The following is a 26,305-nucleotide window of genomic DNA, read 5'->3' as shown; positions in this document are numbered from 1 at the left end:
CCGTCAACCCAGGCCTGGCGCCAATGTGATCACGCCGAAAGTGCCGCCACCCGTCGATATCCGGGGATACGCTGGGAGTACAGGCCGGCAAGATCATCGCCCGTTCGAACGTGAACGAAGTGTTGCTTCCCAATACTGACAAAGTTGGCCTTGGTCACGCTGTTCTGGAGGGTTCTTCCAGCTTCGACCGCCTTCAGCGCACTGATCCACAGCCACTCATCCCTCCCCTTGATGGCGTACCAGACCGGCATGCGGAATACACGCTCAAAGGCGATTGCCCTCCTCAGCTCATCATCCAGACTCAGCGTATAGAACAGGCGCCCATTCCATTCACTGGGTGATATGTTCTTGGCATCCACACCAATCATACCCAGCGCATCGAACAGCAGAAGGAAATCCGGGCGCTTGACCGAGCCAGTAAACAAACTGGCGAAGGTCTCCGGTTGTTGGCAGATCGCAACATAGGGTAGCCCCTCCCGCGCGAACCAGGCTGCCAACGCGCTCTCACCCTCCACTCCAGCAAGCGCACGTTGTTCTGCCGCTGTCAGCTCGTCCTTGCCCTCGTGCAGCGCCTGCATCCGCGTGCCGCCGTCCTCGGCAACTGCATCTCCCAAGCTGTCACGGCCCTCGGGGCAATTTCGTGGCAGCGAGGATTCACTCGGACCCCTGCCAGGATCGACGGCACTTGGGCCATACCAATCCGCCATCGGCTTTCCATGGCAAACCATGTCACCGCGGAGGTATTGACCGATGTGCTCATCAGCGAGCGCATAGATGAGATCGACAGTCCAATCATCGATCTCTGCGCCGATCGAGATCTCGCAAAGGTTTGACTTGGTGTCGTAGAAGACACGCTCTACCGTGTACTGCAATCTCCAGTTCTTCAACGCCTCGACAAAGTTTTGCAACTCGTCCAGTTCGCGCGGATTGTCATAGCGACTGTCAATGAACGGGTATTCCGGCCTGCCTTCCATGTGTATTGCTTCCTGTCCAAGGTCCTGTACGCAACTCGATCTGTTTCGACATTGCAGCGATTACGGGACCGGCTATCTGTTGATCCCAATCCGCTATCGGCAGAGCCGGCAAAAGCTTGAGCGTGCCGGTACGCATCGTCTGCTTGTGCAGGGCTCCGGGCCAAGGCGTGTGCGAAATGTAATTCCGAGCCACCGAAGTGTCTGACGGTCCACCTCATATGCACCGGACAGGAAATGGCATGACCACAAGGCGGAGCCGAGCATGGCTCGGCTCTGCATGAAGCATGGGTGCGCAGGCCCATACGCAGGCGGTGGGTGACGCGGGACCGCCGACCTGTTAACTTGCACGCCACTTTCGTGGTTTACAGCATTCCCGCATGTCGCTCTCGCCGTACCGCCCCACCCCGTCGCTGCTGTTCCTGGCCGTTTCCCTCGGCCTTTCCTCCACCGCCGCCGCCGCCCCACAGGCCACCACGCTGGACGCGGTGCAGGTCACTGCCGCCGACGCCAGCATGCAGGCGCGCGAGGCGCTGAAGCGAGTGCCGGGCGCCAGCAACGTGATCGACGTGGCCAAGGCGGACAGCCGCCTGTCCAGCAGCGCCGACGTGTTGGCCTACCAGCCCGGCATCAGCGCGCAATCGCCGGGCAACGAAGGCACCAAGGTGTCGATCCGCGGCTCGGGCATCAACCGCGGCCCAGGTGCACATGCTTCCGGCATTGCGGTGTCGATCGACGGCCTGCCGCTGACCGGCCCGGGCGGCACGCCCTACGAACTGCTGGAACCGTTGTGGCTGTCGCGTGTGGAAGTACTGCGCGGGGCGAACGGTTTCGAACGCGGCGCGCTGGCACTGGGCGGTGCCATCGACTACATCAGCCGCAGCGGCCGCGATTCGGCCGGCGTGCAGCTGCACTACGAAGCGGGCAGCCGTGGCTACCAGAAACTCGGCCTCAGCTGGGGCCGCGTCAGCGGCGACGTCGATTACTTCCTGGCCTACACCGATACCGAATTCGACGGCTACCAGCGCCACGCGTCCGGCGATGGCAAGGGGGCGATGGCCAACATCGGCTGGCAGATCACACCCGACCTGCAGACCCGCTTCTTCGTGCGCTACCGCGAAACCAACCACGAAACACCTGGGCGCCTGACCCGCGACCAGATCCGCAACGATCCGCGCGCGGCGAACCCGGCCAACCTGGCCATCGATGCGCGCCGTCCGCAACCGGGCAGCACCTGGGTGGGCAATGTCACCACGCTGCAGATCGACGAGGATTCCTCGCTGCAGGCCGGGCTGGTCTATCACAAGTATCCGATGGACTTGAACGAAAGCCTGTACCGCCAGCAGCTGGACTACGCCAACCTCAACGCTACGCTGGACTACCGCCGCCGGCATTCGCTGTTTGGCCTGGACAGCGAGACCACCATCGACCTGCGCGTCACCCACGACCTGGATGCGGACGTGCGCGAGTCGCTGCGCTTTGCCAACAACGGTTATGCCGCCGGCACCCGCACGCGCGACTTCCGCCACCACGGCACCGACAGCACGCTGCATATCGGCAACAACCTGGCCGTGAATGAGCGCCTGCGCGTGCAGACCGGTTTTGCGCTGATCAACACCCGCCGCGATGTGCAGGTCACCTGGCCGAGCAGTGGTGGCCGCCTGCGCGACCACGACTGGGATTACGCGCCGCGGCTGGGCTTCACCTGGCAGCAGACACCGCAGACGCAGTGGTTCGGCAACCTCAGCCGTTCGGTGGAGGCGCCACATCCGTGGTCGATGATCTGGGGCTCGAACCAGTACTTCGGCGCGGGTAATGGTCCGTCCACCGGCCGCCAGCGCGCGCCGGTGCCGATGCAGAACCAGACTGCCACCACGCTGGAACTCGGCGCACGCGGCGACGCGTCGCTGGGCCGCTGGGAACTGACCGGCTACTACGCGCACGTGAACCATGAACTGCTGAGTGTGGAACTGCAGCCGGTGCCGAACCTGTTCATCGCCGAGAACAACGCCAGTCCCACCGTGCACCGCGGCATCGAGGCCGGACTGGACAGCACCTTGTGGCAGGCCGCACCAGGCCGTTTGTCGCTGCGCCAGGCCTATACCTTCAGCGATTTCCGCTATCGCCATGACACGCGCTTCGGCAGCAACCGCCTGCCGGGTCTGCCGCGCCATGCGTACCAAGCCGAACTTCGCTTCGACCACGCCTCGGGCCTGTATGCAGCACTGAACACCGAGTATGCCTCGCGCATCGCAGTGGACTACGCCAACAGCTACTGGGCCGACAGCCACGTCATCTTCGGCAGCCGCATCGGTTACGACGCACCGGGCGGCCGCTGGCAACTGTGGGCGGAAATGCGCAACATCGGCGACCGCCATTACGCCGCCACCGTCACCCCCGGTTACAACGATGCCGGCAAGGACGTGGCACGCTCGACGCCCGGCGAAGGCCGCGGCGTGTATGCGGGCGTGCGCTGGCGCTTCGACTGATTCGTAACGGAGCGCCGGGCATTGCCCGGCGCTCCCGAGATCACGCAATGCGCCAGGACGGCAGGCGCTCACTGCGCCGCCAGACCGTGGGCGCGAAGCCCATCATCAACAGCCCCGCCAGCCACTTCGGCGACGTACTGAGCAGCGTCGACGTCAACGCTGCATCCAGCGGAGCGGCCTCCTCCTGCCAAGGGTTGTAGCCGAGGTAGATGATGCTGCCTGCCCACCACAGCAGAGCCACCCCCAGTCCCACCAGCAGCAGCGCCATCGTGCGGCAGGTCCAGCGCTGCGATGTGGTGCCCCACTCGCGGGAAATGGCGACCAGCAGGGCAACCACCAGCAACGACACCAGCGCCACCAGGCCGATGTCCACTTTGTGCCCGATGCGTTCATAGGTGCAGGCGCGGCATTGGGCTTCTTCCGCGACCGCCTCCGTTGTGGGCGGGGCCGCCGTGGGTCCCGACTGGGCCAGCACCGCGAAGGGCATCAACAGGGCGAGCATCGCCACCATCAACCAACGAACGAACTTCCTGTTACTGCGTGCAGCGACATCCATGCGCTTCTCCTTGCGTGTGATTGAAATTCAACGTGGTGGCAGATCCCGCTACAAGGCCTTGAACACCTGCATCAGGCTGACCGCACCGGGCGCCAGCTCCTGCGCAAGCCAGCCCAGACCGGCGAAGAACACCAGCAGGCCCAGCAGCGGCCAGATCGTATGGGACAGGCACAGCCGCCACCAGCCCTGCTCCTGCATCCCCTGCATACGCTTGTACAGACCACCGGCGATGGCTGCATCCACCAGCAGTTCGGCCATCAGCACCGGCGCCGACCAGACCACCCAGACACTGGCCAGGAGCACCGTAGCCACCAGCGCGATGATGCCGAGAATGGCCAGCAACGGCAGACCTGCCTCGCCGTCGGCTACGTCCAGCAACGACGTGCTGCCGGCGCTCGTGCTGGAAGACGTTGCGGCTTCGCTCCAGGAAGCGGATGCGCCACCACCGCCGGAATGCCCACCGCTGCCACTCCACGGCGATCCCTGGTGGCTGCCACCGCCTCCGGGCCCGGAACCCAATCGGTCGGCCACCGCATCCCAGCGCCACCGGATCCAGATCCACATCAGCAGCAGGAACACGCCATAGGCCATCAGCACGGACAGTGGATAGCGCAGCAGCATCGCATCCATGCCCGCCAGGCGAAGCGCGTGCGAGGCAAGGAATCCGGCAGCGCCGGTGAGCACAACGATCAAGGCCATCTGCAGCCGCGGCCAGCCGTGATGCTGCAATTGCCGTCGCGCGCGCATTGTTTCTGCGTTGCGGCTGCCCGGCAGCGAAACGGGCTGGCGTCCGCGCCTCATGCCACCGCCTTGGTCACTGCCTCGATGCGATGGCCATCAGGATCGATCACGAAGGCGGCGTAGTAGTGGTCGCCGTAATCCGGGCGCAGGCCAGCAGGTCCGTTGTCCCGGCCTCCGGTTGCCAAGGCCGCTCGATGGAAGGCATCAACGGCCGCACGCGTGGTTGCCGCCAACGCCAGATGGAAGCCCGGTCCCGGCGCCGCCGCATCGTCGCGCAGCTTCAGGCAGAGCAGGTCTTCATCATCGACCAGGCCATAGCCGATCGCGGTGTCGTCTTCGAAAACGCGGCGATAGCCCAGGGCCGCAAGCACCGCATCATAGAAGCGGCCTGCAGCATGCAGATCGCGAACCCCGAAAGAAAGATGGTGCAGCATGCGGACATCCTTGCCTGGCACGCGGGTAATGGTTGGCGGATTGTAACCACGAATCGAGGCCGCCGCCTCCCAGCCCACTTCAGCGCTGGATGCTGCAATGCAGGGCGACGATGCGGGCGGCGACATTGCGACTGGTCCATCGTGGCATCCAACCAGGGATCGCCATGAGTCTCCCGCGCGGGCGCGGGTGATTCAAGCGGGGGGTGCAGCCGCCTTCAACAACTGCGCCGCCACCCGGTCGAACGGGGCGATGTCCTGCAGTGCACGGCTCATGGCCACCGCACCTTCCACGCTGGCGATCACCAGGCTGGCCAACCCGTTCGCCGCCGCAGGTTCGTGGCCGTCGACGATGAAGGCATTGGACAGGTGCCCCTGCCAGCGCACGAATACTTCGGCGGCCGCCGCACGCGGCTGGCTCGGCATGGCCTCCACCGGCTCCTCGACAGCCGCCGCCAGCACCGGGCAGCCGGCGCGAAAACCGGTGCGCAGCAGGCGCTCGCGCCACAGCGCCAGGAACTGCTGCAACCCCTGCACCGCACCGCCCTTCAGCAGCTCCATCAGCAGCGCCTCCACCTTGTCGCCGGCCATGGTGGTGGCCCGCGCCAGCAGTTCCTGCTTGCCGCCGGGGAAGTGGTGGTAGGTGGACCCCAGCGGCGCTTCGGCCAGCTTGGTCACTTCGCGGATGCTGGTGGCATTGAGGCCCACCCGCGCGAGCATCTGCGCCGCGGCATCGATCACACGCTGGGGGGCATCGGATGATCGCGGACTCACGGCAGGCTCCTTGCTAAGACAGTCGTCATAGACTAGCGTATCGACCGTTCTATAACAGTCGTAATAACCATGAATCTCTGGTTCCGCCTGCTCCACCTGCTGCTGTGCAGCCTGTTCCGACCGCAGCTGGACGCGCCATTCGGGGTCTCGCGCCTCTCTTTCCGGGTACTGCCCAACGACCTGGACAGCAACCTGCACATGACCAACGGCCGCTACTGGAACATCTTCGACCTGGGCCGGCTGGACCTGATCCTGCGCATGGGGCTGGGCAAGGTGGCGCTGCGTGAGAAATGGGCGCCGATCGTTGGCGCCGGCACCATCCAGTTCCGCCGGGAGCTGAAGCCGTTCCAGCGTTTCACCCTGGAAACGCGGCTGGTTGGTTGGGTCGGCACGCGCGGCATCATGGAGCAGCGCGTACTGATCGGCCCGGAGCAGAAAACCGCGACGCGTGCGCTGCTGATCACTGGCATCTACGACCGCCGCGCGCGACAGTTCGTCGGCATGCCGCAGATGATGGAATCGATCGGCGTGGTTGCTCCGCCCTCGCCGGCCCTGAGTGCAGCAGCCCAGGCATTGCTGGCTGCCGATCTGGCGTTGAAGCAGGACCATGATTGACCCGAGCCGCGCAGATCAGGGTGCAGACGCCTCCAGCATCCTGGGTGTCACGAGGGTGATCTGCGTGCGGCCACCCACATGCAGCACATACTCGAAGGTCTGCCGCATCTGACTGTACGCGCCACCTTCGGGCGCGCCGTAGTTGGCGCCGACGCTCACGGTGTGCCGACCGGGCGTCAGTGGTTTGAGCATCAGCCAGTAACCATCGGCCGCCGCCAATCGCGAATCGTCGTCGTCCGGATCCATGTGGAAGCATCCTTCGCTCTTCACCCGATGCAGGCGCATGTCACCCAACGGCTGCCCGTCCAGCAGCACCACAGCGCTGACCAGATAATCGTTGTTGATCGCCGCGCCGGCCTGCAGCTCCTCGCAGGTGACGTCTTCCCCGGTCTGGTAGCTGGCCATGTTGATGATGGGCAGCAACAGGTGTCTCCCCTCGGGCACTACGCACTGCCTGCGTGGCTGGAAGCGGCCATTGGTCCCTGCCAGGTTCCAGACCGGTCCCTCCTGGCCCAGCTCGCACAGGCGGCCGTCGGGATCCATGTAGGGCGCCACCCTCTGCGCATTGGCCCAGCGCCACCAACGGGCGGTCCATTCGCTCAGGGAAACGCCATCCACTGCTTCCCGTGTGACCGCTGACGCTGCAGGTGCAGCCATGGCGCTCGCTTGACCTGCAAGCATCAGTACCGTGGCCACGCCGGCCAAGCGCAGCCTGCTGCCGATTCCGTTCTGCATTCCCTGCCTCGTCGTCCCTGGCGGCCACCATGCGCGGCCGGCTCGGCAGACACTGTATCGCAGCGCCGCCGCGCCGGTGAACTACGCCCGCGGCATGTTCTTGGTCACGCAATGGATGCCGCCGCCTCCGCCGGCAATCGCATCGATATCCACCTGCTCGATGGCGCGACCGGGATACAGCTCTTCCAGCAGTTCACGGCAGTAACCATCGGCCTTCGCGTCACCAAACTGCGGTACGATCACCGCACCGTTGATCGGCAGGTAATTGATGTAGCCGCGGGCCAGATCGTCGTTGTCGCGCGTGTGCACATTGTCGCGCCCGCCCAGCGGCGGCGGCAGCGCATGCACCTGCAACCTGCGACCGTCGGCATCGGTGGCTTCTCGCAGGATCTGCAGATGCTCGCGGGTCAGATCGTAATCGTAAGATTCCGGGTCGTTGTCCAGGTTGGCGATCACCACGCCGGGGCGCACGAAGCGGGCGTAGAAATCCACGTGCGCATCGGTGATGTCTTCGCCAGCGATGCCGGGCAACCAGATCACCTTGCGCAGGCCCAGGTGGTGCTTCATCTCCGCTTCGATATCCGCGCGTGACCAGCCCGGATTGCGGTTGCGGTTCACCCAGCAGCTCTCGGTCAGGATCGCGGTGCCGTGGCCATCGACTTCGATGCCACCGCCCTCGCCCACCAGATCGCTTTCCAGCAGCGTCGCGCCGGTCATCTGCGCCAGCCACGGTGCCACTGCACCATCATTGCGCGCACTCTGCTTGCCGCCCCAGCCATTGAAGTTGAAGTCGACCAGGCCAAGCCCGCCCTTGCCATCGATAACGAAACAGCCGCCGTAGTCGCGCACCCAGATATCGTCCAGCGGCACGTCGAGGAATTCGATGTTGTCACTGCCGCAGCGTTCCTGCGCCTGCCGGCGCTGTGCAGGACGGCACAACACGCTGACCGGCTGATGGCGGGCGATGGTGCGCGCCAGCCGGGCAACAGCATCGTTCACCGCATCGGCCTGCGCGCCCCATACCCGCGGCTGTGCGGCGAAGGCCAGGAACACGCGCTCCTGCGGACCGTGTTCATCGGGCATCTGCCACCGGGCAGGCGCAGCGCCACGGGCACGGGCGGGCAGTCCGGCCAGACCCCGCGCGGCCAGGCCGCCCAGTCCGGCGGTAGCGGCGAGTTGGGTGATGAAATGGCGACGGGTAGACATGACAGGCTCCAAAGGCGGACCGTGAAGTCCAGCTGATCGATTCAGGCGCACCGGCTGATGCGCGACAGAACCATGTTGCCCTTGCGAATTGACGATAACAAACGATAGATTCAGCGGAAATACGATCAGCCAGACTTATCAATCATGCTCAAGCATTGGCCCCCACTGAATGCTCTGCGCGGCTTCGAGGCTGCCGCCCGGCTCGGCAGCTTCCATCGTGCCGCCGAGGAGCTGCACCTGAGCCAGTCGGCCATCAGCCAGCAGATCCGCGGGCTGGAAGATTCCCTGGAACAGCCGCTGTTCTTCCGCCAGGGCCGCAGCGTAGCCCTCACCGATGCCGGCATTGACCTGCTGGAAACCACGCAGTCGCTGTTGCGGCAGCTGGCCAGTGGCATCCGTAGGCTCGATCAGTACCGCAAGCCGAATCAACTGATCGTCAACACCAGCCCCGCCTTCGCGCGCCACTGGCTGGTACCGCGGCTGGGCGACTTCCGCCGCCAGCATCCACAGGCCGATCTGTGGCTGCTGACCAGCGAAGAAGCGCCGGACATGACCGCACAGACGCTGGACATCAGCGTTCGCGATGATCTGCAGGCACAGGCGCATTGCGAGCATCGCATGCTGCTGCAGGACCGGCTGTATCCGGCCTGCCACCCCAGCGTGCTGGCGCTCCCCGTTGCCGAGCGCAGCACCCTGCATGGCGAGCGCGAAATGGACTGGAGCCAGTGGCAGGTGCAGGGCGGCGTGGATGTCGGCCAGCAACGCGAAGGCCTGAACTTCTCCGAGCCAGGACAACTGCTGGATGCCGCGTGCCAGGGCCTGGGCATCGCACTGGTCAGCGAACTGCTGGCCGCACCGGCACGCGCGCAGGGCCTGCTGCAGCCGCTGGATGAGGCCTATGTGCGCGGACCGCGCTGGAGCTGGTTGCTGCACGAGGACAGCGCCCGCGATCCGCTGGTGATGCGGTTCTGTGAGTGGCTGCTGGCGGAACTGGCGATAGGGTAGCGCCGACCGCTGGCCGGCAATCCGTTCTGCATGCAGCTTGAGGTTGCCGGCCAGCGGCCTGCACTACCTGCCTCAGCGCTTGGGCACGTTCGTCTGAGCGCGCTTGATCGCCGCCTCGGCCAGCGGTGCCATCAGCGCATAGCCTTTCGCCGTCGGGTGCACGCCATCGGTTGCCAACTGCGCATCCAGTCCACCGGCACGGTTGGTCATCGCTGCGTAATAGTCCAGATAGACCAGACCCCGTGCATCGGCATGGCGCTTCAGCGCAGCATTCAACGCACGCACCTTGGGCGCAGGCATGATGCCCGGCATCCACGGGTACTCGCTGACCGGCAACACCGACGCCAGCACCACCGCGATGCCATGCGCCTTCGCCAGGTCCAGCATGGCCTGCAGGTTGTCCTCGATCATCGCCTGCGTGGCCGGACCGGTGTTGCCGGCGATGTCATTGGTGCCGGCCAGTATCACCACCACATTCGGGCGCAGCGCCAGCACATCCTGCGAAAAGCGCACCAGCATCTGCGCGGTGGTCTGCCCGCTGATGCCACGATTGATGTAGCCCTTGCCCGGGAAGAAGGTGCTGCTGCCGTCCGCACCCCAGCCTTCGGTGATCGAATCGCCGAAAAACACCACGCGCGGGTGGCCGGCCAGCGGTGGCGGCAACGCGGCATTGGCCGCGCGGTACTTCTGCAGTTGTGGCCAGTCGGACAGGCGCTGCTGCATGAAACGCACCTCGTCCGGCTGCACCTGCTCGACCGGCCTGGTCAGCAGCGGAGTGCTGGCCGCCTGCACCATCATTGGCGTGGCCAGCGCTGCCATGAGCAGACCAGCCGGTAGCCACACCATTGAAACCTTCCTGCGCATGAGCACCCTCCGCTGTCGACACGGGCAGTCTAGCGCCACCTGCGGAGGATCACTTTGCCGATGCAGCCGCCCTTGCTGCCACACCGGTCACCTTCGCCGGCATCCACATGCCCGGCGTCCAGCCACCGGCCTCCAGGATCGCCTTCGGGTTGTCCTGCTGGATCAGCGCACGCACAGCATCGCGCTTGTTGTCGGCCTGCAGGTAATACGCCTTGGCGATGCGATACCCCACCCAGTAACCGAGGTCGTAGGGCTCCTGCGAACCAGGCGTGTAGTTGTACAGCCAGGGCTTCAGATCGGTGTTGTCCATATCCAGCGCGAACGCGCTTTCGATATGCACTTCCCTGCCCCGCGTCCAGCCTGCATGCCGACCATTGCCGACGTTGCCGGAGATCAGTTCGGCGATGAACTCGGCAACACCCTCGCCCAACGACTCGCGCAGCACTGTCGCCCGCGGGTCGCCTGCTTCGTACTCGCTCACGCCGGTCTGCTGGATATGCACGTACTCGTGCGCGATCACGTGCACGAAGCGGTCCTGCGCGTTGGCGTTCATGAAGTCGGCCGCGCACAGCGCTTCCAGACCGATCACCACCCCGTTCGGATACGTCATGCCCACCGGTTTGCCGCGTCCCACCACGATCGCTAACGGCGGGAACTTCGCCTGTGGGTAGATCGCCTGCAGATTGGCGAACACCTGCACCAGTCGCTGCCGCACCGCAGGCAACTCCGCCAGGCAGGCCCGTCCATTGGCATACACCGCAGACTCGCGCGCCATCGCCTCGGCCATGCGCTCGGCGGTCACCCGGCGCAGCTTCGCGAACTGGGCCAGGCTCGGCGTGCCCTGTGCCAGATACTGCCCCAACTGGGCCACGCTGGGCTTGCCACCGGCCGCCTCGTACAGCGCGTAGAAGCGGGTGGCGTCGGAGGTCAGGATTTCAGGTCCCGGCACCGCCGCCTGGGTGGTGCCGACCACCCCGCCGAGGGCCAGGGCAAGCAGGCAACGCAACGACACGAACATGGCTCCGTCCTTGGTGGAGTGCACGCGAAGCGCGCAATCTATCACCGTGCCGGCGCATGCGCTGCCGTATCGTGCAACGCCCTGCTCTGCTGTGCCAGACTCGCGGCGACCGGCTGCCATGGAAGCAAGGGGAAGACAGGATGATGATCGTTCCAGCCTACTGGGCCGAAGCCCGTCTGCAGGACAGGTACAGGGGCCGGCCAGTGGTGGTTCGCCGGTTCGGCTGGTCCGACGAAGACCAGGATGCCGCACAGGCCCACGCCGATGCGCGTGCACGCGAAGCACTCGATGACATCCTCAGCGGCCAGTCCGTGCCGCGTCGCGAGCGACGGACCAACTACGGTGTCGAAGGCATCCCGATCCGCGAGCAGATCGTGCAGCGCAGGGATGATGTCATCATCACCCGCAACAGTTACGGCGCGCTGTGCCTGAACACCCCCGACGTGCTGTTTGCCGACATCGACCACGTGCCCACTCCGTCGGGCTGCGCTTTGCCACTGCTCGGCGCACTGGGACTGCTGGCAGCCGGTGCGCTGATCGGCGGCGCCCTGGGCAACTTCAACATCGGCCTGGCGGCCGGCGGCATCGCGATGGTGGTGGTCAACCAGATCCTGTCGGGACGGCGCAAGCGACGACTGGCCCGGTCCGGCGGCGTCGAAGGCCTCGCGCTGCAGCGCGTACAGGCGTTCGTCGAACACCATCCCGACTGGCATCTGCGTGCCTACCGCACCCCGGCCGGGCTGCGCGTGCTGGCGATGCATGCCACGTTCGAACCACAGGATGCGCAGGTGCATGCCTTCTTCAAGGCACTGGGCACCGACACGTTGTATGCACGCATGTGCACGCTGCAGCATTGCTTCCGTGCGCGGCTGACACCAAAACCGTGGCGGCTTGGCATCATCGCGCGTATCCGTCCACCGGTGGCGGCCTGGTCGGCCGAACAGGCCAGCAACCCCGACCGCCTGGCCTGGATTGCCGAATACGAAAGGGAAAGTGCCGGTTTCGCCGCATGCGCCTATGTGCGCAGTTTCGGCGATGAGCGACGTGTGGACGCCAAGGCCGAACGTGTGCGCGACCTGCACGATCGGATGTCGCGCGCACTGGATAACCTGCCGCTGGGATGAGCGCGGATCTCGCTCAGCGGGCGCCCTGCACGAAGGGCTGACCCGCCAATGTGGTTCCCACCTGCAGAGCGACCTGCTGCCCATCCTTGGCGAACGTACTGCTGCAGTTGCTGCCGCCCTTCTGGCAGCCCACTTCCGGGAAACCCTCCAGTGCTTCGGGCGCGTCGCGTGGCGGGCTCGCCTGCCATCCTGCGGCATCAAGCAGGCGCTTGGCTTTGGTATAGGGCATGCCGGGGGTGATGCCCAGCGCCGCCAGCTCACCGGGCAGCGGCTGGCCGAATGCAGCGACCGGAACAACGGACATCGACAGCGATACGGCGAGGATGAAGGCCTTCATGGAGCGAACCCGTAGCAGACATCAGATGCCCAGCGTACCGCAGCTTTGTGGCCGGTCCATGCCTGCATCACAGATGGTTACGCAACACCCACAGGGGGATACCTGGAGACGATGGCTGAAACAGAAAGGCCGCCCCGGAGGGCGGCCTTGCCGGACTACTTTGCGTTCTTCACGTAAGTGTCGAACCAGTTGAGCATTTCATGGACCAGCTGCTCGTTCGATTCCAACGCGGTGTACCAATGCGGCTCGTTCGGCAGCATCACCAGGCGGGTGGTACCACCATTGCCGCGGATCGCCTGGTACAGCTTGCGCGACTGGAACGGCTCGGTGCCTGGGTTGGCATCGTCCTCGCCATGGACCAGCAGCAGCGGCAGCTTGATCTTGTCGGCGTAGAAGAACGGCGAGGCCTTCAGGTACACATCCTGCGCCTGCCACACCGAGCGACGCTCGTTCTGGAAGCCGAACGGGGTGAAGGTCTTGTTGTACGAACCACTGGTCGCCACACCGGCCTTGAACAGATTGGTGTGGGCGATCAGGTTGGCAGTCATCAGGCCACCATGGCTGTGGCCGGTCACGCCGATGCGGTTGCGGTCAACCATGCCCAGCTCCACCGCCTTGTCCACCGCCGCCTTGGCGTCGGCCTCCAGCTGTTCCAGATAGGTGTCGTAGGCGTTCTTCGGGTCACCGACGATCGGGAACGAGGCGTTGTCGATGATCGCGTAGCCGGCCAGCAGCATCAGGCGGTACGGCTGCAGACGGGTGAAGGTCTGCTGCGAACCGGAGACCTGGCCGGCCTGTGCGGCATTGGCGAAGTCGGCCGGGTATGCGTACAGGATCGCCGGTACACGCTGGCCTTCCTTGTAACCCGGCGGCGTGTACAGGGTGAACGACAGGTCCACGCCATCGGCGCGCTTGTAGGTCACCAGGCGTTTCTGGATCTGCCGCACTTCCGGGGTCGGGTCGACCAGCTTGGTCAAGGCGGTCGCCGTGGACGCAAACTGCGCCTCACCTGCCTTCGCATTGGCCACCGCCTCACCCTGCTGGCGGATGAAGGCATTCGGCGGATCGATCACCGACTGGTGCCACGTCAAGTAGCGCCCCGGCGTGCTGCTGAAGCCAAGGAACTGCTCGTAGGCGTCGGCACTGCTGCGGAACAAGCGCTCGCTCTTCAGCGACCCCAGATCCAGGCGGTCCAGGAACGGACGGTCGCCCTGCGGCGACGCGCCCTGCCCGCGCAGGAAGACAGTGTTGCCCTCCTGGCGCACCACCGGCGCACCGCTGGGCAGGCGCTTGAACACCAGGTTGCCCGGGTTGCCGTACAGCTCATCGCTGGACATGTCCCACAGCAGTCGCCCTTCCTTCTTCGGCTGGTCCACATCGACGATGCGGGCCTGCATCCAGTGGCGGTTCTCGTCGTTCTCGAACTGGAACGACACGGCCGGGTCGGCCGACCACGCAAACCCCTCGAAGCGCTGTGCAGTGCGGGCGATTTCCACCGGCTTGCCGGTGAACGGGGCCTTCAGCATCAGCACGCGATCGCGATGCGGCACGCTCACCTTCCAGTCGCCCTTGTCCAGCGCTTCGGCATAGACCAGGGTGGCCGGATCGGTGGAGCGCCAGTCGTAACCCCGCGGACCTTCCGGCACACCGTGTACCGGCACGCGATCGGCCAGCGGCAGGCTCGCCAGAACCGTATTGCGGCCATTGGCCAGGTCCAGCACCGCCACATCATTGGCGAAGCGCTGGTAGGTCACCGCATGCGAGAACGGCGCCTTCAGGGTCTCGGTCAGCACATGCACGCCATCGGGTGCGGCGTTGACGTCGTTGTACAGCGCCGGCTGGCCAACCGGGCGCACGCTGCCGACAGCGGCATCGACCACCGCCAGCTGCGAGGCACCGTAATAGGCGAACAGCTTTTCATCGTGCACGCTGGTCAGCGTGTCACGCGCTTCATAGGTGCTGCTCTCGCCACTGCTGCCCAGCGACTCCTGCGCGTCCGGACCGGTGGGCGTACCGCCGTTGGACGGCGCCGGCCCCTGGTTGGCCGGCACCAGCTTCACCAGCAGGTTCTGGCTGCCGCCCAGCCACTGCACCGTGCTGCCGAAGATGGGGTTCAACTGCACGTTCGGCACCTGCTTCACCTGGCCGGTGGCGGCGTCGCCCACCCACAGCTGCACGCTGGTATCGACGGCATTCTGGAAGGCGAAACGGCTGCCATCGGCCGACCACTGTGCGCCACCTGCGCACCCCTGCGGCAGGTTCACCTTGGTGCTCTTGCCGCTGACGATCTCGACCAGGGTGAAGTCGGCCACACAGGCCGGAATGCCATAGCCACCGGGCGTGTCGTGGCGGCTGCGGTTCTTCGGTTCCAGGCGCACGCCGGCCAGCTTCAGGTACGGCTGGGCCACGCGGGTGATGGACGGATAGGTCTGCGCGGTGGTCAGCAGCAGGCGCTGGCCGCTGGGGTCGATGTTCGGTGCCGGCGGCGGCGGCGCCTTGAGTACCTTGAGCAGGTGTTCCGGCGGCTTGGCGTAGTCGGCGAAGGCCGGGCCGGCGGCCAGCAGGCCGAGTGTAGCAACGGCAACGGCCGCCGCCAGAGAGGTACGACGGATGAGCATCCTTTTCCCCTGGGAGTGAGTTGGGTACCCGCGCCGCGGGCATGGGCCGAATCTAACACCCCCGGCCCACCGGCAAATGGGCCGGAAGGGCTAGTCGCCCCATCCTGCAAAGCGTGGCCCTGCCTGGCCCGGCCCACTCCCTGGATACCCCTCGCCTACTGCCGCGCGTGCAACTCCCACGTGGACAGATAATCGGGGTCGATCACCGTCACGCCACTGGACCGCAACTGGTACTCACCCGGCGCGGCCGGCAGGTACTGGTCCAGCATCGGTGGCAGGTAGCGCTCATGTCCGTCATCGCCATCGGCCAGCACCAGCCCCTCTTCGGCACTGACCCTCAGCACGGTGCCGGCAAACTGCTCCAGCCCCTGTACCTGGCCATCGCCACCAAAACGGGTAACGCCCACCAGCACCAGCTTGCCAATCATCTGCTCGGCCTTGGCATCATCCAGATCCAAGGGCGGCAGGGCTCCTCTCGATTCGTTGCTCATCGTGCACCTCGGAAGCCTGCGTGGACATCGTGGACGAGATGCGCGCCCAGTGCTGCGAACAAAGCAGCGTCGTGGGGCGACTCGCATGCATGTAGTGGCTCTGCGCATTGCGGGATGCAGAGCCAACCATCGGTGCTCAACTCACGGAAGAATTCTGTCTGAGGCTGCATGAACCGCAGCAACGTCTTCAGCATGTCTGCCCACACCAGCGCACGCTGCCTGCGCGATAGGCTGGTCGCTGATGCGGTAGGTATACGCGTGAACAGGACTGTGCATCGCGGGCCTCCTTGCCGAGGGGAGTGGCCTCGCAGGACCACGTTCAACGCTGCGCAAACGTGCCGGAAACAAGCTGGCGGGTGTCGGTCGCGGGAAAGCGGCAGGGAGGCCTGCGATTCAAGACCACGCCAGTGCTTGATCGACACACGGCTGGATGCTGCCACCTCTCACGGAATGAGGAAGTGAAGAAAATTCCATGGCATCCAGAGCCGACTGCGCGCCGCCAGGGAGAGCCCGGCGCTGGCAACTCCGCTTGCAGCAAACACCTGAGGTCCGAAGCGCCCGGCCCCGGTGCCAGCAATCGTCAATTCCATTTAACCTGTGATTCACCTGGCCCACTTTAGGGTCAGCGCTCAACATGCAGGGAACGCTTATGCTTGGGTACGCATTCACACGGCCGTGGACAATCGTCCTAAGTGCGGCCTCGCTCTGCGCCTGCGCACACGCGACTGACCATTCGTCGACTTCTCAAGGACCCGCTACCATGGCATCGACTGCCTCCGACGCCGCAACGCCGTCTGCGCTCACCGCAGATCAGCTTCTTTTGCGCCTGCTGGATCTGATCAAGGACACCACCTCCACCCGTGAACTGACCCTTGAACGGGTATCGCAGGCCATGCAGGCGCCCGCGCAGAGTTTCGGCCCAGGTCATTTCGGCTACGGCGGCACGCTGACGCCGGAATGGAGCTACGGCCTGGAAATCAAGACGGGTGGCGCCGCCGATACGCGCCTGGATCTTAATTTCATCGATACCACCGCCGAGCGCAAAGCCAACGCATCGGCGATCTGCCAGGTCGACTTCGACCAGTTCGCCTCGGGTCTGCAGGCCGCGGGCTTCAAGCGTGAAACCATCCGAGGCGAGCACGGCCGCGTCATCCATGACCGTTTCGATCGCCCGAACCTGAGCATCAAGGTCGACACGATGGCTGAGAATCCGACCCCGTCTGGCGAGCCGGCACATGCCTGCGTCCGCCTTGTCACCGTGCAGTAAGGAGCAGCGCACCATGCCTACGCTTTCAGCGGATACGGAACGCCTGCTGACCGAATTTGCAGGAAAACCCGATGTAACGACCGATCAGGTCGACAACCTTCGCAAGGCCATCGCCAACTCTCCGGCGCTGGCAACCCAGGTCGACTCGGCCATCGCTGCCGGTCATCTGCAGCGCTTTGAGCTGCTGCCTGCCGACAGCAGTGTGGGCGGCGAGTACGACGGCGGCGCAAAGACGATCAGCCTGCCGGCATCCAGTCTGTCCACACCAGCGGGGGACAGGCACGACGCGGCAGAGCTGACCTTCGTACTGGGCCATGAGCTGCAGCATGGGTTCAATGATGCAGCGACCGAACGGGCCTATAAGCAGTTTGATTCCGATATTGCAGACATTGCCGCACGCGATTCGACCCACGACTACACCCAGGCCATCGGCACCCTGCTCGCAGCCAACCGGCGCGACGAGGCATCGGCGAACATCGAGGGCTGGAATGCGCTGGTCGGCATGGTCAAGACCGCCAAACCGGACGCCACGCTGGAAGATCTCTACAAAGCAAGTACCCGTGCAGAGGAGTTCGTGCGCGTGCAGCCCGGCCCGCCGATGACCTATGCCGCGCATCCGGACCTGATGCTCAATGCAGACCTGAGCATGACCGCCACTGCCGCCAACATCGAGGGCATGGGCAAGCACTACTACGACGAAGGTGTGTCGTCGCGGCTGGGTCCCAACGGCAATTCGGATTACCAGAACTACTACGCCACCGATGCCATCGGCCGCGCCTGCAAGGAAGAAGCCAAGAACCCCGCACCCGATGGCATCAGCCGGATGTCGGTGAACATGGCACAGCTCGGCCTGCAGGAAAGCCTGCTGGAACAGAACGGTCTCTCTCTGGGTAAAGGCACGCCACCACGGCAGCCCTACTTCGATACCAGCACCTCGCCGTCCACGCTGCACTATTTCGACCACACCGAGGGCACCTACGCCCACGTGCCCATCACTGCACAGGCAACCACACCCGTGCCGACCGAAGCGCAGGCTGCGCCGTTGGCGGGTGGCAACGACCGTGCCCTGCACGATCAGATCCGCGGCAAGGTGGCAGAGCTGGATGCCGCCAACGGCCGCAGCTTCGACGCCTCCAGTGAACGCCTGAGCGCAAGCCTGCTGGTACTGGCCCGCGAGAACGGCCTGGACCGCGTGGATCATGTGGTGCTCAGCCGGCAGGCAGGCGATGTCGCTGCGGCGCAGAACGTGTTCGTGGTGAAGGGCGCGCTGGATGATCCTGCGTCGCTGCGTGCATCGGCAGCCACGGCCGAAGCCGCGCAGCGGCCGGTGCAGGAAAGCCTGGACAGCCTTGCCGTCGTCAACCAGCGCCAGGCCGAACACGCCTCGCAGGAACAGACGCGCCAGCAGGTACAGGAGCAGCAGCGCAGCGCGCTGTCGCATTGACTGTGTACATCGGGTCCTGCAGGTTGCCGCGCTGCTGCGGCAGCCTGCATTCCCGAGCACTGCAACGCGGCCTCCTGCAGCCGGTCAGCCTTTCATCAACGCATGCGACGCCCAGTCGAATGCGCCGGTATGCAGTGCGAAATAGCCTGTGGGCAGATGTACGGATACCTCCGCCAGTCCTTTCCTGAGCGCATCGTGCCCGATCATCTGGCCAGCGGCGTCCTGGCGCGTGACATGCAGTCGCTCACCGGCGCCGTAAGCCAGAACATACTCGTGCTCGATGTCGCCCGCCCACATGGAACACGAATAGAACACGATCGACTGCCCGAGCTCGGCAGCAACCGATTGCAGCCATCGGCGGAAGTCAGCGGGTGGACGTTCCTCCTCCATTCCCAGCTCAGCCAGGTAAGCATGCAACTGCGCGGACACCTCAGTGTCCGGCGTCGTGAACCGGTCCGGGATCAGCGTATTCCAAGCAACCCCGTTGTTCATTCCGTAAGCGTTGGGATGACCTACCGGCCGAAGCACCAGCAGGCCCTCTGCTCCCACATCGTGCTTCCACTCCCTGCGATACCAGGCATGGTCCGGCAATCGGCGGACAACGTAGGCAACGTGCGCAAGCGGTGACTGCGCGGCCCAGGCAACAGCACGCTCGGTGGCGGCAATGAAAATCGTATTGGCGCCCCAGCTCATGCGCGGCTACCGGGCTGGATCAGGAACGGGTGGAACGGGGTGCATGGATTCATGCGCGGATCGTACCGGATGGTCGGTCCACTGTCCGCCAGCCGCGGGCCGGCGCAACCCAGGCACCCGCCACGCTAGAATGCGCACATGCGTACCGTCCATGCCCTTCGCTACATCACCCCCTTGCGGGAAGGTGGCTCACTGCCTGCCGTGGTCGAGACCGACGACGACGGAATGGCCGTACTCAAGTTCCGTGGTGCCGGCCAAGGGCCAAAGGCGCTGATCGCCGAACTGATCGCGGGCGAGATGGCGCGCGCGGTGGGCCTGCCGATTCCGGAGATCCTGTTCGTGGAGCTGGACAGCGAGTTCGCCCGCACCGAGCCCGACCCGGAGATCCAGGACCTGATCCGCGCCAGCGAAGGCCTGAACCTGGGCCTGGATTACCTGCCCGGCGCGATCAACTACGACCCGGCGGCGATGCCGGTGGACGCTGACCTGGCATCGCGCATCGTCTGGTTCGATGCGTTCACCAGCAACGTCGACCGCACCACGCGCAATCCGAACCTGATGGTGTGGCACCGCAAGCTGTATCTGATCGACCACGGCGCGGCGATGTACTTCCATCACGACTGGGCCAACGCCGGCGATGCCTGCGAGAAGCCATTCGTGCTGATCCGCGACCACGTGCTGCTGTCGTTCGCCAGCCGCATCGCCGAGGTGGATGCCGAACTGGCTGCGCGCCTGCCGGATGCGGAAATCGAGCGCATCGTCGGCCTGGTGCCGGACAGCTGGCTGATCGATGAGCCGGCCTTCGACAGCCCCCAGGCCTACCGGCAGGGCTACATCAACTACCTGAAGCATCGCCTGAAGGTGCGTACGGTATTCGTGCAGGAGGCCATCCGTGCCCACGCTGCACACGTATGACTATGCGGTCATCCGCGTGGTACCGCGGGTGGAACGCGAGGAGTTCATCAACGTCGGCGTGATCGTGTCCTGCCCGGGCGCACGTCACCTGGAAGCGGCGATCGAGATCGACGCTGCGCGCCTGCAGGCCTTCGCGCCGGCACTGGATATTGAAGCGCTGCAGCCGTGGCTGGATGCCATCGTGGCGATCTGCCGGGGCGATGCCGGCGCCGGCCCGATCGCGCAGCTGCCCGCGCGCGCGCGCTTCCATTTCCTGACCGCCAAGCGCAGCTCGGTGGTACAGATGTCCAGCACACATGTGGGCCGCACGGCGGACCCGGCGGGCGTGGTCGAACACCTGATGGCGAAGATGGTACGGGTGCCGACCTAGCGCGCTATTTGCCGCCCCCCCCCAGCGTGCGTTCGGTGTTGCTGTCATTCCCTGTACGCCAGTGGTCGGTGCTCAAGCGTACGCCATCACGGGCTTTTCCGATTCACCGCAACGGTCACCGCGAAGTAGGGAATCGCGCTCCACTGCCCGCGCGGATGATGCAGCGATTCCACGCCCATGCCGATCTGGTAATTGACGCTGCCCGGTTGCTGGCGCCAGAAATAGGGTGCGCCGTTGCTCCAGCCACAGCAGACGTACGTCAATGACGGCATGCCGAAGGTCTGCTGCAGGTAGGCTTCAATCCTCGCCGCCGAAGCGCCGCTGACGCGATACCGCGCTTCCATCGGCTGGAGGTAGGAAGCATCGTCCTGCGTGCAGCCAACGTATTCCAGCTCGGCGGGTTTTTTCCCCATCGCCTGCAGAAAATCCTGGCAGACGGTGTCGGGCCGGGCCAGGCCTTCGGCGCGGCCGTGCAACTCCCACTCGGCGATCGCAGCGGCGGGCGTCTGTGCGCTGGCGGTGACGACGCTGCCGATCAGCACCAGCAAGCCAACGCCGCATCCGAGGCGGGCAGAACAGGACGCGGAAAGATGCAACACGGTGATGGCAGATCCTCTGCAGGCATGGCGAGACGTCATCGTAAACGACCGACGCCACCACTCGCTGCGCACGCTTCGATCAACGCTCACGTGCCATGCTCTGTTCGGTGAAGCGCGCCACGCAGAACTCCAGGAAGCTGCGTAGCTTCGGCGTCACCTGTCGATGGCGGGGATACAGCAGGTTGATCGAGGTGGACACGGGCACGAATCGAGGCAGCACCTCCACCAGTTCGCCGCGCGCCAGAACAGCAGACATCATCTCGAACGGCTGCAGGATCAGTCCCAGCCCACCGACCGCAGCACTCAGCAGCGGCTCGGCCTGGTTGACCATGAAGCGACTGGAGACCGGCACGGTCAACACCCCGCCCTGTGGGTCATGGAAGCTCCACCGCGTGCGGATCACCGAGTGGGCGAAGCCCAGGCATTCGTGCCGGCTCAGATCCTGCGGGTGGACTATTGGTGGGCGCGTGGCCAGATAGCCGGGGGCGGCGCACAGGGCCAGCGGGTACGGCCCAAGACGCCGCGCGACCAGCCCGCTGTCGGCGAGATCACCGGTGCGGAACACCAAGTCGTAGCCGTCTTCAACCACGTTGACCAGGCTGTTGGACAGGTTCAGATCCACCTGCACGTCGGGATACTGCTGCATGTAGGCCACCACCGCCGGCCCCAGCGCATGCACGCCGAAGGTGACCGGCGCACTGATCCGCAGCCGGCCCATCGGTCGCCCGCGCGCGATCTCAGCCAGCTGCTCGGCACTCTCCACTTCCTCCAGGATGACCCGGGCGCGGGCCAGGTACGCCTGCCCGAAGTCGGTCAGGCTCTGCTTGCGCGTGGTGCGGTTGAGCAGGCGCACGCCCAGATGCTGCTCCAGCGTCTGCACATGCTTGCCGACCAGTTGCGGCGACAGGTCCAATGCCTCGGCAGCGGCGGCGAACGAACCAACCTCGGCCACTTTGGTGAAGCTGCGCAGGGGTACGATCAGGTCCATTGCAAACTATTGTTTTCCAATGAAACGCCAGATTACCCCTTCTTTCGTTCGCCGGCCAGGCGCACAGTAGCGCTCTGTTCCCTCTGCCCGGCCACCGGCCGGCGTTCCCTTTGGAGACCTTACATGACCCAGGTTGTCCGCATCCACGCCTATGGCGACGCCGATGTGCTGCGCGTTGACGATATCGACGTACCCGCTCCCGCCGCCGATGAGATCCAGATCCGGGTCAAGGCCATCGGCCTGAACCGCGCCGAGGTGATGTTCCGCAACGGCGCCTATCTGCAGCAGGCAGAGTTCCCGAGCCGCCTGGGCTATGAAGCGGCGGGTCTGGTTGAGGCCGTAGGCAGCGCGGTGACCGGCTTCGCTGTCGGCGATGCTGTCAGCGTCGTGCCGCCGCTGGATATCGCCCGCTGGGGCACTTACGGCGAGCTGGCCAACGTGCCGGCACGACTGGTGGTGAAACACCCGTCGTCGCTGGGCTTCGAGCAGGCCGCTGCAGTGTGGATGCAGTACGTCACCGCCTGGGGTGCACTGCTGGAGCAGGCCAAGCTGGGTGCCGGCGATTTCGTCATTATCACTGCAGCGTCAAGCAGCGTTGGCCTGGCTGCCATCCAGGTCGCCAATGCGGTGGGCGCAACGCCGATCGCGGTAACCCTTGGCCCGGGCAAGCGCCAGGCGCTGCTCGATGCCGGCGCCGCTCATGTCATCGCCACCCAGGAGCAGGACCTGGTAGCCGAAGTTGCCCGCATCACCGCAGGCGCTGGCGCACGCGTGGTATTCGATCCCATCGGCGGCCCGCAGTTCGTACCGCTCACCGAGGCGATGGCACGCGGCGGCATCCTGCTGGAGTATGGCGCGCTGAGCAGCGAGCCGACGCCGTTCCCGCTGTTCAACGTATTGGGCAAGTCGCTGACGCTGAAGGGCTACCTGTACTCGGAAATCGTGTCCGATGACGCGGCGCTGGCGCGTGCGAAGGCGTTCATCGTCGATGGCCTGGACAAGGGCGTGCTGGCACCGCTGATCGCCAAGGTGTTTACGTTCGCGCAGATCCAGGACGCGCACCGCTACCTGGAATCGAACGAGCAGATCGGCAAGGTGGTGGTGACGCTGTAACACCCTGACGGCAGCGACGGACCCACCACGGGCACGTCGCTGCCGCCGTCTCAAGCCAGTGACGGCCCGCGGTTCTCCTGCTGGCGGCTGTCGAGGGCGAGTTGCTGCTCGCGCTGCCGGTTGTCACCGGCCAGATCGCTCACCATGTCGTCCATCGAACGTGCGGGCTGCGCCGTATCCACACTGGCGCGTTCACCGGGAATCATCCCGGCGACCCACAGGCGATCTCCGGCCATCATTACCCGGTCGACGCGCCCGGCGTCGTCGATGCCATTGCGCTTGGACTCCAGCACGGCCTGCATGACGTGCTCATCGCCAATGACTCCGGGCACTCCCTGGCGGATGCGCTCGAACAGCGCTGCATCCTTGGCTGACAGCGACTCCACGCCACTGCGCTGCGGCAGCTGTTCCTGTGCGGCGGGGTCAGCGACCGGTGGATTCGCCGCAGCCTGCTGCCGCGCTTGTACCTGCTCCGGCTGGAACTCCGCCCGCGTATAGGGCGGACGCTGCGGCGGCCAGTTCTCCGCGCGGTCGAATTCGGTGGTGGGGGCAAACTCCCGCGCCACCGCTGCGTCGTTCAACTGCCGGCGCGCATCTTCATCAATGGTGTTGCCCGGGCGCAGGGGCAGGCCGTAGTCCTGCTGGAAGTCGCGCATGGCCGCCTGCATGCCGGCATCAAACGTGCGCGCATCGCGCTCGGCACGTGGGTTCGGTTCGGCAAGGTACCCCAGCGCCTCCAGCTGGCGGCGCATCTCGAACACCGGCTCGCCCTTCTCGCCTGGGCGCAGGTTACCGTCGGCCAGTGGCCCGGTCAGGTCGGTCACCGTCCGGCGCTTGAAGTCCGGATCGACCGCCAGCGTGTCGGTGCGCATGCGCTCCAGCAATGCATCGTCGATGCGGCCATTGGCCGGATTGATGCCCCGTTCGGTCTGGAAGCGGCGCACGGCCTGCTCGGTGGATGAACCGAAGTCACCGTCGGGCTTGATCGCGGCATTGGCGTTGTTGCGGATGTCCAGCCGCTGCAGGTACTGCTGTGCTTCCAGCACCTGCTGGTTGGCGTCACCACGGTGCAGGTCCATCGCACCAGCGGGCCCCTGATGGATCGGCATCGGCATCTGGAAGCCCGGCTGCTGCACGCGCTGGACCAGGCCGGCGACCTGCGCTTCCCATCCGGTGGCGAGCGTGGCGATGGTGTCTGGATGGGGGCTGCCGTTGTTCAGCTCACCGCCATTGACCGAGGCCCTCGCCTGCCGGTAGTCGACATGGTTGGCGTTGACGTTGTCGGACAGCCGCGCGCCGAACATGCCATCGCGCATCCCCACCACCAGCACCTTGGTGGCGATTTCCGCTTCGGCCGCCCGCTGCGGATGCTCGACCAGTTCGCGGCCCATTCCCAGCGCCTCGCCCAGCCGCTCGTAGTTGTTGACGTGGGTCAGGTGGGCAAAGCCCCGGCCGAAATACTCTTCACCGCCGAAGTAGCGCAGATCCACCGCCTGCTTCCTGCCCCAGTCTTCCTCGGGCGCGGCGAAATCGCGCGATTCGTGCTGCGCTGTGGCCAGCACATAGGCAATCTGCCGGTGGTCGGTAATGCCATTGTCGATGCAGGTACGGACGATCATCTCGACCGACTGGTCCCGGGTCAGGCCGAAGCCTGACCCACCCTTTCCATAGCCTTCGCTCATCCTTCAGCTCTCCAGTTTCGGTACGCATCCGTTCGTCGGGGGAAGACCTACTTCAGCAGGTCCGATTCGGTAGGGGCCTCGCCCTTGCAGGTGTCATAGCGGCGCATCAGCAGCGTGCGTGGCTCGGTTCCGCGCAGCTGGATGACCTTGTCCTCCCGCTCGCACGGGCTGACCTTGCCGCGCAGGACGACCCGTCCGTTGTCGATATGGTCGATGTCACGTCCGCCGATGGCGTCTTCCAATGCCCTGGCACGCACGTAGCGGTTGCCCTTGGCATCAAACAGGTAGAACGCGTGGACGGGAACGTTGTAGACACCGTTGTTGTCCTGCCACACCTGCAGATCTGGCAAGCCATCGCCGTTGAAGTCAGAAGCGGTCAGCAGCACGGCGGCCGCAGCATGGGCATTGGCACCGGCGCGGGTCAGGCGTGGCTGCACGCCCGTGACTGCAACCTTTCGGCCGCCACGGGTCACGCCCATGCTCCGCACCTGGCAGGTTGTCACGTTGCCGGTGCCGCTGCAGTCGGCCACCTGGAAGACCACCTGCAGCGCAGGCGTGATCCTGCCCTCGCCGGGCTGCAGGACGATCCTGCCCTGCCTATCAGGCGCGGCATCCGCGGTATGGGGGGCGACCTGGCGGGGTGCGGGGGCGACCTTTGCTTCAGCGACCAGCGCCGCCGCACCTCCATCCTGCAGCTGGCGGGCACGCAGCAGGGTCATGTGCGTACGGCACTGCTGTGCATCCAGTTGGGCAGCGGCATTGCCGCCCTCTGGGCAACGGCTGTCGCGCTGGCGCAGCCATTGCCGCTGCAGATCGCGAAGTAGCTGCTGATCACCGGCTGCCATCGTGGAGCGCGCAGCGCTGTAGGCGACGTTGAGCGCATCGTCGTGCACCTTGAATTCAGCATCGACACAGCGACGGCGAGCGTCCGCCACCGTGCCTGCGCTCGCCATGCACGGCGCATAGGCGGGGCTCAGGAAGCGCGCATCGCCAGCGATCAGTTCGGCGCCGCTGGGCAGCTTGCGTACGGCGGGCGGGGGCGAGGCCTGCGCGGTTGCCCACAGGCAAGGGCCAAGCAGAAGCAGCCCAGCCAGCAATCGAGTGGCACGCCCCGGCAGGCGTTCAGAGTTCAGCATGCGTTTCCTTCCTTGGGGGCTTTGGCCAACCCCGTCCTGTTCTGATGATGGATCGTGCACGCTCACCCACGCAACTTCGGCGACGGCGGTCACCTCCCACCAGCCGCCCACGGATCGCCGGCG

Annotated in this window: 26 protein-coding genes; 9 read left to right on the top strand and 17 right to left on the bottom strand. The window is 65.4% G+C overall.

Going from position 1 to position 26,305, the window contains the following annotated elements; genetic code table 11:
• Positions 1–29 precede the first annotated feature (29 nt).
• On the bottom strand, positions 30–974 hold the full coding sequence (locus MRBLST15_RS00390; RefSeq protein ID WP_367784577.1) for a hypothetical protein: 945 nt from the start codon (positions 972–974) through the stop codon (positions 30–32).
• Between the two features lie 377 nt (positions 975–1,351).
• On the opposite strand from MRBLST15_RS00390, the gene MRBLST15_RS00385 reads away from it, so the two are divergent.
• A complete protein-coding gene (locus MRBLST15_RS00385; RefSeq protein WP_367784575.1) occupies positions 1,352–3,460 on the top strand; it encodes a TonB-dependent receptor family protein in 2,109 nt (702 codons plus the stop codon).
• Between the two features lie 40 nt (positions 3,461–3,500).
• Here MRBLST15_RS00385 and MRBLST15_RS00380 read toward each other — a convergent pair whose 3' ends face one another.
• From MRBLST15_RS00380 to MRBLST15_RS00365, 4 genes are all read right to left on the bottom strand, one after another.
• Positions 3,501–4,016: a hypothetical protein gene (locus MRBLST15_RS00380; RefSeq protein WP_367784573.1), complete on the bottom strand. Its 516-nt coding sequence runs from the start codon at positions 4,014–4,016 to the stop codon at positions 3,501–3,503.
• A gap of 48 nt (positions 4,017–4,064) precedes the next feature.
• The gene (locus MRBLST15_RS00375) at positions 4,065–4,817 is read right to left on the bottom strand and encodes a hypothetical protein (protein WP_367784571.1); all 753 of its coding nucleotides are present in this window, start codon (positions 4,815–4,817) and stop codon (positions 4,065–4,067) included.
• Entirely contained in the window at positions 4,814–5,191 is a 378-nt protein-coding gene (locus tag MRBLST15_RS00370) for a VOC family protein (protein ID WP_312704340.1), read from the bottom strand. Before MRBLST15_RS00370 ends, MRBLST15_RS00375 begins: the two co-directional genes overlap by 4 nt.
• Before the next feature lie 192 nt (positions 5,192–5,383).
• Positions 5,384–5,962, bottom strand: coding sequence for a TetR/AcrR family transcriptional regulator (locus MRBLST15_RS00365; protein WP_367784569.1), 579 nt, complete (start codon positions 5,960–5,962; stop codon positions 5,384–5,386).
• A 69-nt stretch (positions 5,963–6,031) separates the two neighbouring features.
• On the opposite strand from MRBLST15_RS00365, the gene MRBLST15_RS00360 reads away from it, so the two are divergent.
• Positions 6,032–6,577, top strand: a complete 546-nt coding sequence (locus MRBLST15_RS00360) for a thioesterase family protein (protein WP_367784567.1) — start codon at positions 6,032–6,034, stop codon at positions 6,575–6,577.
• 15 nt (positions 6,578–6,592) lie between these two features.
• Here MRBLST15_RS00360 and MRBLST15_RS00355 read toward each other — a convergent pair whose 3' ends face one another.
• Both MRBLST15_RS00355 and MRBLST15_RS00350 read right to left on the bottom strand, forming a co-directional pair.
• Entirely contained in the window at positions 6,593–7,312 is a 720-nt protein-coding gene (locus MRBLST15_RS00355; RefSeq protein ID WP_367784565.1) for a hypothetical protein, read from the bottom strand.
• An 81-nt stretch (positions 7,313–7,393) separates the two neighbouring features.
• Positions 7,394–8,518 (bottom strand): agmatine deiminase family protein, encoded by a 1,125-nt coding sequence (locus tag MRBLST15_RS00350; RefSeq protein ID WP_367784563.1) that lies wholly within the window; start codon positions 8,516–8,518, stop codon positions 7,394–7,396.
• A 144-nt stretch (positions 8,519–8,662) separates the two neighbouring features.
• Between MRBLST15_RS00350 and MRBLST15_RS00345 the strand changes: the two genes are divergently transcribed.
• Positions 8,663–9,523 (top strand): LysR family transcriptional regulator, encoded by an 861-nt coding sequence (locus MRBLST15_RS00345; RefSeq protein WP_367784561.1) that lies wholly within the window; start codon positions 8,663–8,665, stop codon positions 9,521–9,523.
• Positions 9,524–9,595: 72 nt separating this feature from the next.
• Here the strand turns inward: MRBLST15_RS00345 and MRBLST15_RS00340 are convergent, their stop codons facing one another.
• Both MRBLST15_RS00340 and MRBLST15_RS00335 read right to left on the bottom strand, forming a co-directional pair.
• Positions 9,596–10,342 carry an SGNH/GDSL hydrolase family protein gene (locus MRBLST15_RS00340; RefSeq protein ID WP_265951341.1) on the bottom strand — a complete coding sequence of 249 codons (747 nt, stop codon included), beginning with the start codon at positions 10,340–10,342 and terminating at the stop codon, positions 9,596–9,598.
• A 94-nt stretch (positions 10,343–10,436) separates the two neighbouring features.
• Positions 10,437–11,405: a DUF2268 domain-containing putative Zn-dependent protease gene (locus MRBLST15_RS00335; protein ID WP_367784560.1), complete on the bottom strand. Its 969-nt coding sequence runs from the start codon at positions 11,403–11,405 to the stop codon at positions 10,437–10,439.
• A gap of 140 nt (positions 11,406–11,545) precedes the next feature.
• Here MRBLST15_RS00335 and MRBLST15_RS00330 point away from each other — a divergent pair, with 140 nt between their 5' ends.
• A complete protein-coding gene (locus MRBLST15_RS00330; protein WP_367784558.1) occupies positions 11,546–12,529 on the top strand; it encodes a hypothetical protein in 984 nt (327 codons plus the stop codon).
• A 13-nt stretch (positions 12,530–12,542) separates the two neighbouring features.
• Here the strand turns inward: MRBLST15_RS00330 and MRBLST15_RS00325 are convergent, their stop codons facing one another.
• The 3 genes from MRBLST15_RS00325 to MRBLST15_RS00315 form a co-directional block, all read right to left on the bottom strand.
• A complete protein-coding gene (locus tag MRBLST15_RS00325) occupies positions 12,543–12,866 on the bottom strand; it encodes a hypothetical protein (RefSeq protein ID WP_265951325.1) in 324 nt (107 codons plus the stop codon).
• A gap of 155 nt (positions 12,867–13,021) precedes the next feature.
• A complete protein-coding gene (locus tag MRBLST15_RS00320; protein ID WP_367784556.1) occupies positions 13,022–15,484 on the bottom strand; it encodes a S9 family peptidase in 2,463 nt (820 codons plus the stop codon).
• Between the two features lie 155 nt (positions 15,485–15,639).
• Complete coding sequence (locus MRBLST15_RS00315; protein ID WP_089236083.1) at positions 15,640–15,975, bottom strand: hypothetical protein; 336 nt, start codon at positions 15,973–15,975, stop codon at positions 15,640–15,642.
• Between the two features lie 760 nt (positions 15,976–16,735).
• Between MRBLST15_RS00315 and MRBLST15_RS00310 the strand changes: the two genes are divergently transcribed.
• Both MRBLST15_RS00310 and MRBLST15_RS00305 read left to right on the top strand, forming a co-directional pair.
• Positions 16,736–17,242: a hypothetical protein gene (locus tag MRBLST15_RS00310; protein WP_367784554.1), complete on the top strand. Its 507-nt coding sequence runs from the start codon at positions 16,736–16,738 to the stop codon at positions 17,240–17,242.
• A 13-nt stretch (positions 17,243–17,255) separates the two neighbouring features.
• A complete protein-coding gene (locus tag MRBLST15_RS00305; RefSeq protein WP_367784552.1) occupies positions 17,256–18,686 on the top strand; it encodes an XVIPCD domain-containing protein in 1,431 nt (476 codons plus the stop codon).
• Positions 18,687–18,770: 84 nt separating this feature from the next.
• On the opposite strand, the gene MRBLST15_RS00300 is transcribed toward MRBLST15_RS00305, so the two are convergent.
• The gene (locus MRBLST15_RS00300) at positions 18,771–19,379 is read right to left on the bottom strand and encodes a hypothetical protein (protein WP_367784550.1); all 609 of its coding nucleotides are present in this window, start codon (positions 19,377–19,379) and stop codon (positions 18,771–18,773) included.
• A gap of 138 nt (positions 19,380–19,517) precedes the next feature.
• On the opposite strand from MRBLST15_RS00300, the gene MRBLST15_RS00295 reads away from it, so the two are divergent.
• Positions 19,518–20,294 carry a HipA family kinase gene (locus MRBLST15_RS00295; RefSeq protein ID WP_367784548.1) on the top strand — a complete coding sequence of 259 codons (777 nt, stop codon included), beginning with the start codon at positions 19,518–19,520 and terminating at the stop codon, positions 20,292–20,294.
• Positions 20,272–20,664 carry a DUF3037 domain-containing protein gene (locus MRBLST15_RS00290; protein WP_100446167.1) on the top strand — a complete coding sequence of 131 codons (393 nt, stop codon included), beginning with the start codon at positions 20,272–20,274 and terminating at the stop codon, positions 20,662–20,664. Before MRBLST15_RS00295 ends, MRBLST15_RS00290 begins: the two co-directional genes overlap by 23 nt.
• 86 nt (positions 20,665–20,750) lie before the next feature.
• Here MRBLST15_RS00290 and MRBLST15_RS00285 read toward each other — a convergent pair whose 3' ends face one another.
• Together MRBLST15_RS00285 and MRBLST15_RS00280 are read right to left on the bottom strand one after the other, a co-directional pair.
• Positions 20,751–21,206 carry a DUF4952 domain-containing protein gene (locus tag MRBLST15_RS00285; RefSeq protein WP_312704338.1) on the bottom strand — a complete coding sequence of 152 codons (456 nt, stop codon included), beginning with the start codon at positions 21,204–21,206 and terminating at the stop codon, positions 20,751–20,753.
• Positions 21,207–21,342: 136 nt separating this feature from the next.
• Positions 21,343–22,251: a LysR family transcriptional regulator gene (locus tag MRBLST15_RS00280; RefSeq protein WP_312704241.1), complete on the bottom strand. Its 909-nt coding sequence runs from the start codon at positions 22,249–22,251 to the stop codon at positions 21,343–21,345.
• Positions 22,252–22,374: 123 nt separating this feature from the next.
• Between MRBLST15_RS00280 and MRBLST15_RS00275 the strand changes: the two genes are divergently transcribed.
• Positions 22,375–23,364, top strand: coding sequence for a zinc-dependent alcohol dehydrogenase family protein (locus tag MRBLST15_RS00275; RefSeq protein WP_367784545.1), 990 nt, complete (start codon positions 22,375–22,377; stop codon positions 23,362–23,364).
• 50 nt (positions 23,365–23,414) lie between these two features.
• Here MRBLST15_RS00275 and MRBLST15_RS00270 read toward each other — a convergent pair whose 3' ends face one another.
• Entirely contained in the window at positions 23,415–25,046 is a 1,632-nt protein-coding gene (locus MRBLST15_RS00270) for a peptidoglycan-binding protein (RefSeq protein WP_367784543.1), read from the bottom strand.
• A gap of 47 nt (positions 25,047–25,093) precedes the next feature.
• Positions 25,094–26,182 carry a lysozyme inhibitor LprI family protein gene (locus tag MRBLST15_RS00265; RefSeq protein WP_367784541.1) on the bottom strand — a complete coding sequence of 363 codons (1,089 nt, stop codon included), beginning with the start codon at positions 26,180–26,182 and terminating at the stop codon, positions 25,094–25,096.
• Positions 26,183–26,305 lie beyond the last annotated feature (123 nt).

Origin of the sequence: Stenotrophomonas sp. LST15-1-1.1 (assembly GCF_040815575.1) — a bacterium.
In the GTDB taxonomy this organism is placed as follows: Bacteria; Pseudomonadota; Gammaproteobacteria; order Xanthomonadales; family Xanthomonadaceae; genus Stenotrophomonas; species Stenotrophomonas lactitubi_B.
This window is presented reverse-complemented; position numbering and strand designations above follow the sequence as displayed.

Coding starts and splice junctions, on each gene's coding strand:
- MRBLST15_RS00295 (WP_367784548.1), top strand. CDS start 19,518: ATGCGTACCGTCCATGCCCTTCGCTACATCACCCCCTTGCGGGAAGGT.
- MRBLST15_RS00300 (WP_367784550.1), bottom strand. CDS start 19,379: ATGAGCTGGGGCGCCAATACGATTTTCATTGCCGCCACCGAGCGTGCT.
- MRBLST15_RS00330 (WP_367784558.1), top strand. CDS start 11,546: ATGATGATCGTTCCAGCCTACTGGGCCGAAGCCCGTCTGCAGGACAGG.
- MRBLST15_RS00390 (WP_367784577.1), bottom strand. CDS start 974: ATGGAAGGCAGGCCGGAATACCCGTTCATTGACAGTCGCTATGACAAT.
- MRBLST15_RS00265 (WP_367784541.1), bottom strand. CDS start 26,182: ATGCTGAACTCTGAACGCCTGCCGGGGCGTGCCACTCGATTGCTGGCT.
- MRBLST15_RS00320 (WP_367784556.1), bottom strand. CDS start 15,484: ATGCTCATCCGTCGTACCTCTCTGGCGGCGGCCGTTGCCGTTGCTACA.
- MRBLST15_RS00370 (WP_312704340.1), bottom strand. CDS start 5,191: ATGCTGCACCATCTTTCTTTCGGGGTTCGCGATCTGCATGCTGCAGGC.
- MRBLST15_RS00310 (WP_367784554.1), top strand. CDS start 16,736: ATGGCATCGACTGCCTCCGACGCCGCAACGCCGTCTGCGCTCACCGCA.
- MRBLST15_RS00380 (WP_367784573.1), bottom strand. CDS start 4,016: ATGGATGTCGCTGCACGCAGTAACAGGAAGTTCGTTCGTTGGTTGATG.
- MRBLST15_RS00325 (WP_265951325.1), bottom strand. CDS start 12,866: ATGAAGGCCTTCATCCTCGCCGTATCGCTGTCGATGTCCGTTGTTCCG.
- MRBLST15_RS00340 (WP_265951341.1), bottom strand. CDS start 10,342: ATGGCAGCGCTGGCCACGCCAATGATGGTGCAGGCGGCCAGCACTCCG.
- MRBLST15_RS00360 (WP_367784567.1), top strand. CDS start 6,032: ATGAATCTCTGGTTCCGCCTGCTCCACCTGCTGCTGTGCAGCCTGTTC.
- MRBLST15_RS00375 (WP_367784571.1), bottom strand. CDS start 4,817: ATGAGGCGCGGACGCCAGCCCGTTTCGCTGCCGGGCAGCCGCAACGCA.
- MRBLST15_RS00275 (WP_367784545.1), top strand. CDS start 22,375: ATGACCCAGGTTGTCCGCATCCACGCCTATGGCGACGCCGATGTGCTG.
- MRBLST15_RS00345 (WP_367784561.1), top strand. CDS start 8,663: ATGCTCAAGCATTGGCCCCCACTGAATGCTCTGCGCGGCTTCGAGGCT.
- MRBLST15_RS00280 (WP_312704241.1), bottom strand. CDS start 22,251: ATGGACCTGATCGTACCCCTGCGCAGCTTCACCAAAGTGGCCGAGGTT.
- MRBLST15_RS00335 (WP_367784560.1), bottom strand. CDS start 11,405: ATGTTCGTGTCGTTGCGTTGCCTGCTTGCCCTGGCCCTCGGCGGGGTG.
- MRBLST15_RS00305 (WP_367784552.1), top strand. CDS start 17,256: ATGCCTACGCTTTCAGCGGATACGGAACGCCTGCTGACCGAATTTGCA.
- MRBLST15_RS00355 (WP_367784565.1), bottom strand. CDS start 7,312: ATGCAGAACGGAATCGGCAGCAGGCTGCGCTTGGCCGGCGTGGCCACG.
- MRBLST15_RS00315 (WP_089236083.1), bottom strand. CDS start 15,975: ATGAGCAACGAATCGAGAGGAGCCCTGCCGCCCTTGGATCTGGATGAT.
- MRBLST15_RS00350 (WP_367784563.1), bottom strand. CDS start 8,518: ATGTCTACCCGTCGCCATTTCATCACCCAACTCGCCGCTACCGCCGGA.
- MRBLST15_RS00270 (WP_367784543.1), bottom strand. CDS start 25,046: ATGAGCGAAGGCTATGGAAAGGGTGGGTCAGGCTTCGGCCTGACCCGG.
- MRBLST15_RS00385 (WP_367784575.1), top strand. CDS start 1,352: ATGTCGCTCTCGCCGTACCGCCCCACCCCGTCGCTGCTGTTCCTGGCC.